This window comes from Microbacterium kribbense (genome assembly GCF_039537285.1).
Lineage (GTDB): Bacteria > Actinomycetota > Actinomycetes > Actinomycetales > Microbacteriaceae > Microbacterium > Microbacterium kribbense.
In genome coordinates this window covers 166,722-180,110 of the sequence record NZ_BAABAF010000009.1, presented here as the reverse complement: position 1 = coordinate 180,110, position 13,389 = coordinate 166,722, and the positions used below count along the sequence as shown (strand labels likewise).

At 71.3% G+C, this 13,389-nt stretch carries 10 protein-coding genes; 4 read left to right on the top strand and 6 right to left on the bottom strand.

The window, feature by feature from the left end; translation table 11 throughout:
• Positions 1–57: 57 nt before the first annotated feature.
• Positions 58–465 carry a transferase gene (locus tag ABD705_RS13895; RefSeq protein ID WP_344784597.1) on the top strand — a complete coding sequence of 136 codons (408 nt, stop codon included), beginning with the start codon at positions 58–60 and terminating at the stop codon, positions 463–465.
• Positions 466–475: 10 nt separating this feature from the next.
• Here ABD705_RS13895 and ABD705_RS13890 read toward each other — a convergent pair whose 3' ends face one another.
• A complete protein-coding gene (locus tag ABD705_RS13890) occupies positions 476–1,843 on the bottom strand; it encodes an NAD(P)/FAD-dependent oxidoreductase (protein ID WP_344784596.1) in 1,368 nt (455 codons plus the stop codon).
• Positions 1,844–1,961: 118 nt separating this feature from the next.
• Here ABD705_RS13890 and ABD705_RS13885 point away from each other — a divergent pair, with 118 nt between their 5' ends.
• From ABD705_RS13885 to ABD705_RS13875, 3 genes are all read left to right on the top strand, one after another.
• Positions 1,962–2,423, top strand: coding sequence for an Lrp/AsnC family transcriptional regulator (locus tag ABD705_RS13885; RefSeq protein WP_344784595.1), 462 nt, complete (start codon positions 1,962–1,964; stop codon positions 2,421–2,423).
• Positions 2,420–3,829, top strand: coding sequence for an aspartate aminotransferase family protein (locus ABD705_RS13880; protein WP_344784594.1), 1,410 nt, complete (start codon positions 2,420–2,422; stop codon positions 3,827–3,829). The genes ABD705_RS13885 and ABD705_RS13880 overlap by 4 nt, the downstream gene beginning before the upstream one ends.
• A gap of 262 nt (positions 3,830–4,091) precedes the next feature.
• Positions 4,092–4,883: a LysR family substrate-binding domain-containing protein gene (locus tag ABD705_RS13875; RefSeq protein ID WP_344784593.1), complete on the top strand. Its 792-nt coding sequence runs from the start codon at positions 4,092–4,094 to the stop codon at positions 4,881–4,883.
• Between the two features lie 193 nt (positions 4,884–5,076).
• Here ABD705_RS13875 and ABD705_RS13870 read toward each other — a convergent pair whose 3' ends face one another.
• From ABD705_RS13870 to glgX, 5 genes are all read right to left on the bottom strand, one after another.
• Complete coding sequence (locus tag ABD705_RS13870; protein ID WP_344784592.1) at positions 5,077–6,744, bottom strand: S8/S53 family peptidase; 1,668 nt, start codon at positions 6,742–6,744, stop codon at positions 5,077–5,079.
• A gap of 230 nt (positions 6,745–6,974) precedes the next feature.
• Complete coding sequence (locus ABD705_RS13865; RefSeq protein ID WP_344784590.1) at positions 6,975–9,479, bottom strand: CHAT domain-containing protein; 2,505 nt, start codon at positions 9,477–9,479, stop codon at positions 6,975–6,977.
• Between the two features lie 230 nt (positions 9,480–9,709).
• A complete protein-coding gene (locus ABD705_RS13860; protein WP_344784588.1) occupies positions 9,710–10,177 on the bottom strand; it encodes a hypothetical protein in 468 nt (155 codons plus the stop codon).
• The gene (locus tag ABD705_RS13855) at positions 10,167–10,784 is read right to left on the bottom strand and encodes an RNA polymerase sigma factor (protein WP_344784586.1); all 618 of its coding nucleotides are present in this window, start codon (positions 10,782–10,784) and stop codon (positions 10,167–10,169) included. Before ABD705_RS13855 ends, ABD705_RS13860 begins: the two co-directional genes overlap by 11 nt.
• Positions 10,785–11,130: 346 nt before the next feature.
• A complete protein-coding gene (gene glgX / locus ABD705_RS13850) occupies positions 11,131–13,338 on the bottom strand; it encodes a glycogen debranching protein GlgX (protein WP_344784584.1) in 2,208 nt (735 codons plus the stop codon).
• Between the last annotated feature and the right edge of the window lie 51 nt (positions 13,339–13,389).

Sequence of the window (13,389 nt, the reverse complement as noted above, 5' to 3'; positions counted from 1 at the left end):
GTTTATACATGGTTATTCCTATACCCGGTGCGGGACATCACCGCAGGAGGACATCAAGTGGGTAAGAACTACGTCGACATCGAGAACGACCACGGCGAGACGTTGCGGTACCGCAAGCATGCAAACGGTCGAGGCCTGATCGCGCACGGTGCCAAGGTGCACGCCACCGCCGTGGTGGAGGCGGGCGCCTATGTCGAGCCCGGCGTGCAGATCGCCGCAGGCGCGCACATCGGCCGTGGCGTGTGGGTGCAGGACGGCGCCGTGATCGGCGCCAACGCCGACATCGCGCCGCACGCCTACATCGGACACGGCGCCGCGATCGGCGCCAAAGCCAAGATCGGCGTGCGCACGCACGTCGGCGACCATGCCGTCGTCGAAGGCGGCTCATTGATCGGCGATGACGAGGTCATCACCGACGGCGAGCGCATCGCGACCGACCGACGAGGTCTGCGCCTGGCGGCCTGACCGCCGCCGGTCAGCGGCCCGCGATCAGGTCGGCGATCCTCGCGACCGGCGACGTGGCCGCGCGGCCGCGCGATTCATGCCGGTCGGCGATGCCGTAGGCGGCGTAGAGCGCGTTCACCGCCGTCCAGCGCAGCGGCTCGACCTCCCATCTCTTCGCGCGGTGACCGACCCAGGGCAGGTGCACCAGGTCGGTGTCGCGTCCCGTGATCAGATCGGCCAGGGTGCGCCCGGCGAGGTTCGTGGCCGTCACCCCGGTGCCGACATAGCCGCCGGCCCAGCCCAGGCCGGTCGCCCGGTCGTGGCCCACGCCGGCCGACCAGTCGCGGGGCACGCCGAGCACTCCGGACCATGCATGCGCGAGCGGCACCTCACGCGTCACCGGGAACACCCGGTGCAGCAGCGCGGTCAGCTTCGCGACGGTGCGCGCCTGGGTGCGCCCGTCCGTGTCGACGCGCGAGCCGTATCGGTACGGCACGCCACGCCCCCCGAACGCGATGCGCCCGTCGGCGGTGCGCTGCGCGTAGGCGTAGACGTGCGCGAGATCTCCGAGCGTGTCGGCGTGCTGCCATCCGATCTGCCGCCAGGCGCCGTCCGACAGCGGCTCGGTGACCACCAACGACGAGTTCATCGGCAGCCAGGTGCGGTGCTCGCCGCGCAGATCGGCGGTGAACCCCTCGGTCGTACGCACCACGTGCGCGGCCCGCACCGTGCCGCGCGAGGTGCGCACCCGGCCGGGCTCGATGGCCAGCGCCGCCGTGTCCTCGTAGATCACGGCTCCGGCGCGCTCGACGGCCTCGGCGAGTCCGCGCACCAGCTTGGCGGGATGGACGCGCGCGCAGTGCGGATGCCACATCCCGCCCAGCGGTCGGTCGACCCCGACCCGCGCCGCCGTCTCGGCGGGCGAGAGCTCGACGACGTCGGCCCCCGGCCAGCGCGCCTCGGCGCGCACCGCCTCGCGCATCCGGCCCAGCTGCGCCGGCGTGTAGGCCACGTTCAGTTCGCCGCCCTTGGCGAGATCGGCGTCGATGCCCTCGGCATCCAGCACGCCGACGACCTCGTCGACGGTGGCGTTGAGGGCGGCCTGCTGCGCGATCGCGGCATCCCGCCCGTGCGCGGGCAGGTACTGCTCGCGGCCGCCGGTGACCGAGTTCGTCAACCACCCGCCATTGCGACCGGATGCCCCGAACCCCGCGAAGCGCGCTTCGACGAGGGCGACCCGCACACTCGGGTCGGCCAGACGCAGGTAATACGCCGTCCACAGGCCCGACAGGCCCGCGCCGACGATGCAGACATCCACATCGATGTCACCCGGGAGCGCCGGGCGCGCGGCGGGCACGCCGATCTGCTGCCACCAGAACGAGACGTCACCGTTGCGCATGCGACCACCTTTGCTCACCTACGTTTTTCGTTGCGTAGATTTATCTTAGCTTCGAAATACATATTGATACAGACCAAGCACAACTGATATCGTACAAATCGAGCAAAGGAGACGATGGATGTCGACATCGCCGATCACGCTCGACGCCACCGCGAAGGCGATCATCGAGCAGCTGCAGGAAGACGGCCGCCGCTCGTACGCCGACATCGGCCGGGCGGTCGGGCTCAGCGAAGCAGCCGTGCGCCAGCGGGTGCAGCGCCTGACCGAGGGCGGCGCGATGCAGATCGTCGCCGTCACCGACCCGATGCAGCTGGGCTTCGCCCGGCAGGCGATGATCGGCATCAAGGTCTCGGGCGACACGCGCCTGGTCGCCGACGCGCTGACCCGGCTGCCGGGCGTCTCGTACGTCGTGATCACCGCAGGCTCCTTCGACCTGCTCGTCGAGGTCGTCTGCGAAAGCGACGACGAGCTGATCAGCATCCTGAACACGCACATCCGAGGACTGTCCGACGTCGTCTCGACCGAGACGTTCGTCTATCTCCGACTCCGCAAACAGCTCTACAACTGGGGGACCAGATGAACTCCACACCGACCGCCACCACCGGCATCCGCACCGACGCGCAGCTGCAGCAGATGGCGCGCGACCACCTGTGGATGCACTTCTCCCGCCAGTCCGTGATGACCGAGGGCCCGGGCGTCCCGATCATCGTGAAGGGCGAGGGCCACCAGATCTGGGACTCGCACGGCAAGCGCTACTTCGACGGCCTCTCCGGCCTGTTCGTGGTCAACGCCGGCCACGGGCGCAAGCGCATCGCCGAGGCCGCCGCGCGGCAGGCGGAGCAGCTGGCCTACTTCCCGCTGTGGTCGTATGCGCACCCGGCGGCGATCGAACTGGCCGACCGGCTCGCTTCGTTCGCGCCGGGCGACCTGAACCACGTGTTCTTCTCCAGCGGCGGCGGCGAGGCCGTCGAGACGGCCTTCAAGCTCGCCAAGCACTACTGGAAGCTGGCGGGCCGGCCCACCAAGCACAAGGTCATCTCGCGGTCGATCGCGTATCACGGCACGACGCAGGGGGCGCTGGCGATCACCGGCATCCCCGGCATGAAGTCGATGTTCGAGCCAGTGACCCCGGGCGGATTCCGGGTACCGAACACGAACTACTATCGGGCCGCCGAGATGGGCTTCGCGGGCGGCACGCCCGAGCAGTTCGGGCTGTGGGCGGCCGACCGCATCGAGGAGATGATCCAGTTCGAGGGGCCCGACACCGTCGCGGCGGTGTTCCTGGAGCCGGTGCAGAACTCGGGTGGATGCTTCCCCCCGCCGCGCGGCTACTTCCGGCGGGTGCGCGAGATCTGCGACAAGTACGACGTGCTGCTGGTCTCGGACGAGGTCATCTGCGCGATCGGCCGGATCGGCGAGTACTTCGCGTGCGACGCCTACGGGTACCAGCCCGACATGATCACCTTCGCGAAGGGCGTCACCAGCGGCTACTCGCCGCTGGGCGGCACGATCGTGTCGGATCGCATCTACGAGCCGTTCGCGCACGGCACGGAGTACTTCCCGCACGGCTACACCTTCGGCGGGCATCCCGTCTCGGCGGCGGTCGCGCTGGAGAACCTCGACGTGTTCGAAGAGGAGGGGCTGCTGGACAACGTCCGCACCAACTCCCCCGCGTTCCGCTCGACCCTCGAGAAGCTGATGGACCTGCCGATCGTCGGCGATGTACGCGGCGACGGGTACTTCTTCGGCATCGAGCTCGTCAAGGACAAGGCCACCAAGCAGACCTTCGACGACGATGAGTCCGAGCGTCTGCTGCGCGGATTCCTGTCCAAGGCGCTGTTCGACGCGGGGCTGTACTGCCGCGCCGACGACCGCGGCGACCCGGTGATCCAGCTGGCGCCGCCGCTGACCATCGGTCCGGCCGAGTTCGACGAGATCGAGCAGATTCTGCGCGGCGTGCTCACCGAAGCCTGGTCGCGCCTCTGACCCGTCGCGCGCCGCGCCGCGCCGAGAAGGCCCCTTCCCGCCGAGAAGGCCCCTTTCGTGCCGAAAAGGTCCCTTTCGTGCCGAAAAGGTCCCTTCCGCGGCGAGGCGGTGCCCCGCCGTACCGAGACCGGACGCACCACCTCGGCGCAGGACGCACCTTCTCGGCACAGGACGCACCTTCTCGGCGCAGGACGCACCGCCTCGGCGGAAAACGCACCTTCTCGGCGCAGGACGCACCGCCTCGGCCGCGCACGCTAGGTTGATGTCTGTGCCGAAGCAGAAGCCGGGCGGAAGCCGCCGCAGTGGAGTCAAGCCCCCCGCGCCGCACGCCGGGCGCGCCGGCAAGGGCGGCAAGCCCACAGGCAAGAACGGCAAGGCCACGAGCCCGGGCAAGCGCGGCACCGCCGGCGGCCCGCGCGCCCCGAAGGCGTCGGTGTCGGCTGCGGCATCCACCTCTCTGCCGGAAGGCCCGTTCCGGCTCGGCGTCATCCCGGGGGCGATGCCCGGCAAGTGGATCGACACCTGGAATGAGCGGATGCCGCACAACCGGCTCGAGCTCGTGCCGATCCCGGTCGCTGCACAGTTCGAGGCACTCGACGCCGGCGATGTCGATGCGGCGCTGGTGCGGCTGCCGATCGATGGCGCCGACCTGCATGTGATCGCGCTCTACGACGAAGTGCCGGTGGTCGTGATGCCGGCCGAGTCGCATCTGACCGCGGCCGACGAACTGGAGCCGGCCGACCTCGCCGGCGAAGTGCTGATCGTCCCCGCCGACGACGTGCTCGGCTTTCGCGCGCCGGGCGCCCAGAAGCCGCGCTTCGGCGCTCCTGCGACGACAGAGGATGCCGTGGCCATCGTCGCATCGGGTGTCGGCATCGTCGTGGTGCCGATGTCGCTGGCGCGGCTGCACCACCGCAAGGACACCGAGTACCGTCCGCTGCGCGATGCGCCGATCTCGACGGTCGCGCTGGCGTGGCCGGCGGGGCGCGACGATCCGCTGGCGGACGTCTTCGTCGGCATCGTCCGCGGTCGTACCGCCAACTCGTCGCGCTGACGGCCCGGGCGGGCCCCGCCGAGGCGGCTCACTCGGCACGTCGAGCGCACAGGCGAGCCCCAGCGGGCGCAGTCATGCGAATCCATAGCAGCCGAAAACGCGCAAACTGCGCCGGATGCCTCCTCAGCGCGCCGTCTGCGCGTTTTCGGCGGAATCGGGGCGGGCCGGGACGCTCCGCGCCCGCCTACTCGGCCTATTCCCCCAGCCCCGCCACGATTTTCGCGGCGAGGTCGACGCGCGTGGCGGCATCCACGGCCCAGCCGGCGCCGGCGGCATGCTCATCGAGCCGGGCGGCGATGGTCCCGGCGATATAGGGCGCCGCGAACGATGTGCCGCTCCACACCGCGAAGCCTCCGGTGAAGTCATCCGGATCCAGCGACTCGCGCTGCCGGCCGTGCGCGTCGTGCCGGGTCACCGCCTGCGCGCCGCCGTCGAAGACCGGGTAGGTCGAGACCACCGACACGCCGCGGGCGTACAGATCCACCCAGGGCGCCGTGTTGCTGAACAGCGCGACCGTGCGGTCGTTGGGGTTCTTCGCGCCGACCGCCAGCATCGGTGCGGCACCCGCCTGCCCGGGGAACGCGGCGGGGAACATCGGCCGGTCGGTCGCATCGTTGCCGGCACTGCACACGATCGTGCAGCCGGCCTCGGCGATGCTGACCAGCACTTCGCGCAGCGCGGTGCTGTAGAGCACATCATCCGGCGTCTCGTGGTAATACCCCAGCGACAGGTTCAGCACATCGATGCGCTGTCCGCCCGGCAGCCCTTGGGCATCGCGCTGAACCAGCTCCGCGACCTGCTCCATCGCGTCGATCAGGTCCGACTCGACGACCCGGCCCAGGCTGTCGGCGATCCGCGGTGCGAGGATCTTGGCGTCCGGGCACCGCTGCAGCACGATGCCGGCCAGGAACGTGCCATGACCGGAGACCGGATCGATCTGGCCGTCCAGCGGACCCACCTGGTCGGGGTTCAATTCGGGGTCGTCGGCGAGGCTGGTCAGCCCGATCGGCGTACCGTCGAGCTCGACCACCGTCTGCACGACACCCGGCGTGAACCATGGATGCGGCGCACAGCCGGTGTCCATGATCATCACCACGGGCCGCTCGCGGCGGCGCCTCTGCGCGCGATGCGGCGCCGCACCGATCCAGGTCACTGCCTGGCGTCCGCCGAATCCCGGCAGCGCGTAGGCGCCGAGGCCTGCCTGCGCAGGGTTGGTCGACCCGAACGGGTTCGTCGACGTGAAAGGGTTGGTCGAGGTGAAGGGGTTCGTCGACGTGAACGGATTCGTGGAACCGAACGGGTTGGTGGACGTGAACGGGTTCATCCCGACCGGCCCCACCGTCAACAGGTGGTCCAGCCCGATGCCGTCCAGGTCGACCTTCTGCCGGGCCGCCGCAGCGAGCACCGCCCAGGCATCCGGAGTGGACCCGGCGGCCGCCCCCGTCGCCACCACGCGCAGCCGCGTGACGGCCGGCCGGGCCTCCCGCCGCGCGGCGCGGCGGTCGATCACCACGACCGGCTCGGGCACGAACTGCCAGCCCGCCTGGCTGAACGCCGCATTCAGCTCGCGCGCGACCGCCTCGACGTCGCGCCGCGCCGACACCAGCAGCCGGTCCGGGATGTACACCGTCGGGAACACCTGGTCCGAGCCGGGCTCGGCCGGCGGCTGCAGCACGATGCCGAGCGGCTTGATGGCGTGCTCACGCTGCTGCCAGCTCGCGCCGCTGCGCATCGCGTCGGTCGGCAGCCCGCCGGTCGGCGCCCCGCCCGATCGCGCCCCGCCCGTCGGAACCCCGTCCGTCGGCACCCCGCCCGATCGCGCCCCGCCCTTGCCGTCGTCATCGCCGTCTTGAGAACGCATCTGGCCTCCTCGCCTGATCCTGAACTCTACTGGGCCCCCGTTATGACGGGGAAGGCCCCGGCTCGCGCCGACGCCCTCCCCGTTGGGTCCGGCGACAGCGGCCCCAGTTCCGCCATCATCGCCTCGCAGTCAGCCCCAGAGCGATGCCGGCTCCCCCACGAGCCGGCATCACGCGCTGCGAACGTCCCACTGTGCCAGAGCGGCATCCCGCCGCCCTGATACATCAGATCTCAGAATCCTGCGCCGTGCACCTGGAACGGGGTCACCAGACCGGTGCGCTCGGATGCCGCGGCCAGCGCCTCCGCCGGCGCGACGCCGGCGGCCAGTCCGGTGTGCATCGCACCGAGCAGTTCGCACGCCGCGCCGTCGGCGACCACCACCGGGGTGGCGATGACGCAGCCGGCGCCGGCCGACAGCCACACCCGCGCCATGCCGATGGCCTCTTCGCCCCAGCGCACCGACGATCTGCCGCCCTCGCAGGCGGAGAGCACCACGACCGCCGGCACCTGCGGGATCCGATCGATGTCGTAGCCGAAGAGCGCACCGTCGACGAGCTCCAGGCCCGAGAACATCGGGTTGTCGACGGCGTGCTGGCCATGGGCCGCCACGTGCAGCACGTCCAGGCGTGCGGCCAGGCCGGTGACGGCATCCACCGTCGCGTCGCCACCGCGCACGATCGTCGCGTCGTGCCATGCGGATGCCGCGGCCGACACCTCCTCATCGCCGCGGGCGACGCGCGGACCGGCGACGAACCCGATCGTGCCCAGCGGCCGCGCGGCCGTGCGGGTGTGCACCCACTGCGTCGCCGAGTTCGCCAGCGTGAACGGGCGCCCGCGCAGCGCCGGCAGCATCGCCCACGGGATGCCCGACAGGATGCCCGGGGCCGTGATCACGATCCGCCGGGAGCCGACGATCGCGAGCGGCTCCTCGAGCAGCTCGGCCGACAGCACCTGCAGCCGGGCCTGCAGCGACCGCCGCACGACGGCAGCCATCGGGCCGGCTCCGACCGCGGCGGCCATGTCGAGATCGGCGCGCAGCCCCGGCATCAGCGCGCGGGCGCCGGGGGCGCCGGGCAGCGGCACGATCTGCCGCCTCTGCGTCGTGGCCACCAGGGCGGTCAGCGCGTCGCCGGAGTAGACATACGTGATCAGGGCGGTGCTCTCATCCAGCGTCCCGACCAGTTCGTCGAGCGTGAGATGCGGGTAGACGGCACCGGCACCGGTCTGCGCCCATTGCCGGGCGCGGGCCCGCTCGCGCAGCTCGGCAGCGCGCGGGGTCGACATCCACTGCGGATCGTCGGCGCGCAGCATGCGCAGCTCGGCGAGATCGGCGGCGAGCTCGGGATCGGCCGGCGGACGCAGCGGCACACCCTGCTGGCTGAGATGCCGGGCGCGCTCGGACCACTCGAAGATGACGTCGGGCCGGTTCGAGCGCACCGCCGCGTCGAGCCCGCTGAGGATGAGGCCGCTGCCATGCATCGCGATCGAGGTCTGCAGGTCGAGGCTGCCGAACGACTCCCGCCACCCGGCCAGGGCGTCCAGCCCAGCTGCCGCGTGGCGGCGCGCCTGGGCCAGAGAGCCCCGGGCGGCGGCGCGCGCGGCGCGCGCTTCATGGGCGAGCAGCCGCACCTGCACCGTGCCGGCGGGCGGAATCCGAATCGTGCCGACCTGGTCGGCGTCGCCGTGCCGGGCCTGCCAGATGGCCAGCCGCATCCGCAGCGCCGCGGCTTCGCCCGCGAAGCCGCGCGTGACGAGGTCGGATGCCACGGCCTGCACCTGCGCGGCAGTCGGCACCCGTCCGGAGTCCGGCACACGGCCCCCGCCGCGCGCCACCGCGCCGCCGCTGAGGATCGCCCGCATCCGCACGGCGTCGGCCCGCGCCGCCCAGGTCGCGTTGCCGAGGGCGCGGAATCGGCGCATCGCCCCGGCCGCGGTGCGCATGGCCCGCTCGGGATCGTGCGTGAGCTGCGAGGTCGCGAGATGGAACTCGGCCTCGGCGCGGGACTGCGGCATCCGATGCGCCCCGAACACGGCTGCGGTGCTGATCAGCAGCCGTTCGGCGTCGCGGATCAGACCGGCGTCGCGCAGCACTTCGGCCCGATCGGTGTCGCAGATGCCGCTGGCCACCGGCGATGCCGCCGCGGCCGGCCGGGCCTGCTGCATGCCGCGCAGCGCCGCGATCAGGTCGCCCTGCAGCAGCGCCACGTAGGCGCGGTTGTGCTGGGCCTGGCCGCCGTCCACGGTCAGGCCGGCGGCGGTGAAGATGCGGGCCGCGCGGTCGAGGTCGTCCGCGGCGCCGGCCAGGTCGCGCAGCTGCAGTCGCACGACGCTGCGGTTCATCCGCACCCGCGCTTCGGCGACCCGATCGCCGGTTAGGTCTGCACGATCGGCACCATGCCCGCCGGCCAGGCTTGCGATCGCGGCGGAGAGCAGGCGCTCGGCATCGTGCAGCCGGCCCCGCAGCAGCGCCAGCGCGCCCAACTGGCCGCCCAGCACTGCGCGCGTGGACGCGCTCAGCCCGGGCAGCGCCATGGCCTGTCGGCAGATCCGCTCGGCGCGTTCGGGCTGGCCGGTGTTCTGCAGCACGACGGCACGGGTGCCCATGATGCGTGCGGTCAGGTCGGGTTCCTCGGCGCGCGCCGCGGCGCGATCCAGGGTGCGCTCCGCCAGCGCATACCGCCCGCGGATGCTCTGCTCCACAGCACGGCGGTGCAACGCCTCAGCGGTCGGTTCCACGCGTCTATCTTCGCGCGGACCCGGGTGTTTTCCACGCGCGACTTCGAAGGATCCCGGACATCCTCGGCGGCAGCCCGCACACCGCCGCCGGCCGCCGGACTTCTGCCCGCACCGCCGCGGGCATCCCGACTTCTGCCCGCACACCGCCGCAGGCCGCCCGACTTCTGCCCGCACACGGCCGCGGGCATCCCCCCGACGCCAGACACCGCGCGGACGCGCGCTCGACGACGTCAGACTTCGAACCGCGCAGTCTGGACGCCCCGCACCGCTCCATCGGCGCCGGCGACGCTGATCCGCACCCGCGACAGCCCCGGCGCCACACCCGCGAAGGCGAACCGCCCGGGCTGGCCGAATTCGGCGACCCATTCCCGGTCGTCCTGCACCAGACGCGCCCCGGTGGCCTCGGCATCCACCCAGCCGTCGATGCGGCGCTGCCCGCTCTCGGTGACGGTCACATGCAGCAGCACGCTCGTTTCCCCGTCGCTGAACTGCAGTGTCAGGGTCTCGTTCTCGCCGCGCACGGCCGCGTAGTCGCCGGTGACGAGGGTCAGCAGCGCGTACTCCCGCGAGATGTCGGCGACGGCCACCCTGGCCACCATCCGGTCGACCATCCCCACCGGCACCGGATCGACGACTTCCCACACCGACCGCAACCGCGCGAACAGCGCGGCGTCGGCGGCGGCATCCTCATGCTCCATGTCCGCTTCCCCCCTCGACAGCGCCCAACAGCACACGCAGCTTGTCCAGGCATCGCTGCCGGGTCGGACCGATCGATCCGACCGGCATCGCCATCTCGCGCGCGATGCGGGCGTAGTCGGGCCGATCGTCGAACGCGACGATGCGCAGCAGCCGCTGGCAGCGCTCGTTCAACTGGGCGACCGCGGCCCACAGCCGCTGGGTCTGGTCGGCCCGGGCGGCGGATGCCTCGGCCGACTCCTGTGTCGGCAGCTTGGGCTCGAGATACTCGTGCTCGGTCGGGTCGGTCTGCCGCCGGTCGCGTCCGACCCGCCACGCTTCGCGCCGTGCGCAGGTCGTCAGCCAGCCGGACACCGCACGCGGTTCGGCGATGCGCGCCTCCTGGCGCACCAGGGTGAGCCAGGCCGTCTGCACGACGTCTTCGGCCAGCGCGGCATCCAGCCCATACGCGCGCACGATGTGCCACAGGGTAGGCGTCATCAGTCGCACCAGGTCGTCCATGGCGCGCGCGTCGCCGTCGCGCCAGGCCGTGAACAGGTCGCCGGCGCGCTCCCACCGGGGCGGCGCCGCGGGCTCTGCCGGCGCGCCGGCATCGGCGCGTGATGTCATGTCGACCATTGTGTCCACATTGTGACAGAGGCGAAAGGCCCGCATCTGATACATCGCGCGGCCCGCCTGCTGCGCGCGACGCTGCGGCACCCAGGCTCGCCGAAAACGCACGAACTGCGCGCCACGCCGCCATCACGCGCAGTTTGCGCATTCTCGGCAGGATCTGGCTGCGCCGCCGGCGCAACCCGCGCGTCGTCCCCCGATCAAAGCGCAGACCGCGGCTGCCAGCACCCCCGCGACCGCGGCCGCCCACGCGCCCGCGCGAACGCCCCGGCTCAGCGTCGCCCACGCGCCCGCCCGAACGCCCCGGCTCAGCGTCGCCCGCGCGCCCGCCCTAACGCCCGGCTCAGCGCCGCCCGCGGCCGCGCGCGGCGGCCCGGATCTGCCGCACCGGGGTCGTCGGCGCGCGGAAGGCCGCCAGCGACGCGGCGACCGAGTGATCGGCATCCTCGGCCTCATCCACGTGCGCACCCAGCACGGTCAGGGCCTTGCCCTCCAGCGTGACGACACCGCCGCGCGGCACGAAGCGCTCGGCGGCCGGCGTGCGCACGCCGGTCTCGACGAGGATGTCCCAGCCCGTGGTGTCCTCGGCGGGGGGAATCGTGAAGTCGATCGGCGCATCGCCGGCGTTGAACAGCACGATGAAGTCGCGGTCGGTGACGGTGCGGCCACGGTGGTCGCGCTCATCGATGCTGCTGCCGTTGAGGAACACCCCGATGGCACGGCCGAATCCGGACTCCCAGTCCTCGGGCTGCATCCGGGTGCCGTCCGGCCGCAGCCACGCGATGTCCGGCAGCGGCGCCTCCTCCTCGCGATGCACCGGGCGGCCGTCGAAGAACCGGCTGCGCCGGAACGTCGGATGCTCGCGACGCAGCTTGGACAGCGCGGCGGTGAACTCCACGAGCGGCAGGTCCGCGGCATCCCAGTCGATCCAGGTCAGCTCGCTGTCCTGGTTGTACGCGTTGTTGTTGCCCAGCTGCGTGCGGCCGAGCTCGTCACCGTGCGACAGCATCGGCACGCCTTGGCTCAGCAGCAGCGTCGCGATGAAGTTGCGCTGCTGCCGGGCGCGCAGCGCGCGGATGGCCGGATCGTCCGTCGGCCCCTCGACGCCGCAGTTCCAGGAGCGGTTGTCGTCGGTGCCGTCGCGGTTCTGCTCGCCGTTGGCTTCGTTGTGCTTCTCGTTGTACGAGACCAGGTCTCGCATCGTGAAGCCGTCGTGGGAGGTGACGAAGTTGATGGATGCCACCGGCCGGCGCCCCGAGTGCGCATACAGGTCGCTCGACCCGGTGAGCCGGGTGGCGAACTCGCCCAGGGCCTGGGACTGCCCGCGCCAGAAGTCGCGGACGGTGTCGCGGTACTGACCGTTCCACTCCGTCCACAGCGGCGGGAAGTTGCCGACCTGGTATCCGCCCGGCCCGACATCCCACGGTTCGGCGATGAGCTTGACCTGCGAGATCACCGGATCCTGCTGCACGATGTCGAAGAACGCACTCAGCCGGTCGACCTCGTAGAACTCACGCGCCAGCGTCGAGGCCAGGTCGAACCGGAACCCGTCCACCCGCATCTCGAGCACCCAGTACCGCAGCGAGTCCATGATCAGCTGCAGCGTGTGGGGGCTGGACACGTTCATGCTGTTGCCGGTGCCGGTGTAGTCGGTGTACTTCGACGGGTCCTTGTCGTCCAGCCGGTAGTATGCGGCGTTGTCGATGCCGCGCATCGAGAGCGTCGGACCCAGATGGTTGCCCTCGGCGGTGTGGTTGTAGACGACATCCAGGATCACTTCGATGCCCGCGGCATGCAGCGCCTTGACCATCGCCTTGAACTCCTGCACCTGCTGGCCGCGCTGGTTGATCGAGGCGTAGCCGTTGTGCGGGGCGAAGAACGCGATGGTGTTGTAGCCCCAGTAGTTCTCGCGCCCGTTCGAGTCGCCGACGAACTGGTGCACCGGCATCAGTTCGATGGCGGTGACGCCGAGCTTGTGCAGGTGCGCGATGATCGCCGGATGCGCGATCGCGCTGTAGGTGCCGCGGATCTCTTCGGGCACGTCCGGATGGCGCTCGGTCAGTCCCTTCACGTGCGCCTCGTAGATCAGCGTCTGCGAATAGGGCGTGTGCGGCGGGTGGTCGCCGTTCCAGTCGAAGAACGGGTTGACCACGACGCCCTTCATCATGGCAGCGGCCGAGTCGTCGTCGTTGCGGGTGCCGGGATCGCCGAGCTGATAGCCGAAGACCGGCTGCCCCCAGTCGACGTCGCCGTCGACGGCCTTGGCATAGGGGTCCAGCAGCAGCTTGTTCGGATTGCAGAGCTCGCCGGTGGCCGGGTCGTACTCGCCGTGCACCCGATATCCGTATCGCTGGCCCGGGTCGATGTGCGGGACGTAGGCATGCCACACGTAGCCGTCGACGTCGATCAGTTCGACGCGCGTCTCGGTGCCGTCGACGTCGAACAGGCACAGCTCAACACGCTGTGCGACCTCGCTGAACAGGGCGAAGTTCGTGCCGTTGCCGTCGAACGTCGCTCCGAGCGGGTACGCGGTACCGGGCCAAGCTTCCACAGACTGTCCTCCAAGGGATCCAGCCTACCTTCCGGGTCTCGAAGGTCCCCG

Bases quoted from the DNA above. Each gene is read 5' to 3' on its own strand.
- ABD705_RS13890 (WP_344784596.1), bottom strand. From the start codon at position 1,843: ATGCGCAACGGTGACGTCTCGTTCTGGTGGCAGCAGATCGGCGTGCCC.
- ABD705_RS13885 (WP_344784595.1), top strand. From the start codon at position 1,962: ATGTCGACATCGCCGATCACGCTCGACGCCACCGCGAAGGCGATCATC.
- ABD705_RS13880 (WP_344784594.1), top strand. From the start codon at position 2,420: ATGAACTCCACACCGACCGCCACCACCGGCATCCGCACCGACGCGCAG.
- ABD705_RS13875 (WP_344784593.1), top strand. From the start codon at position 4,092: ATGTCTGTGCCGAAGCAGAAGCCGGGCGGAAGCCGCCGCAGTGGAGTC.
- ABD705_RS13870 (WP_344784592.1), bottom strand. From the start codon at position 6,744: ATGCGTTCTCAAGACGGCGATGACGACGGCAAGGGCGGGGCGCGATCG.
- ABD705_RS13860 (WP_344784588.1), bottom strand. From the start codon at position 10,177: ATGGAGCATGAGGATGCCGCCGCCGACGCCGCGCTGTTCGCGCGGTTG.
- ABD705_RS13855 (WP_344784586.1), bottom strand. From the start codon at position 10,784: ATGACATCACGCGCCGATGCCGGCGCGCCGGCAGAGCCCGCGGCGCCG.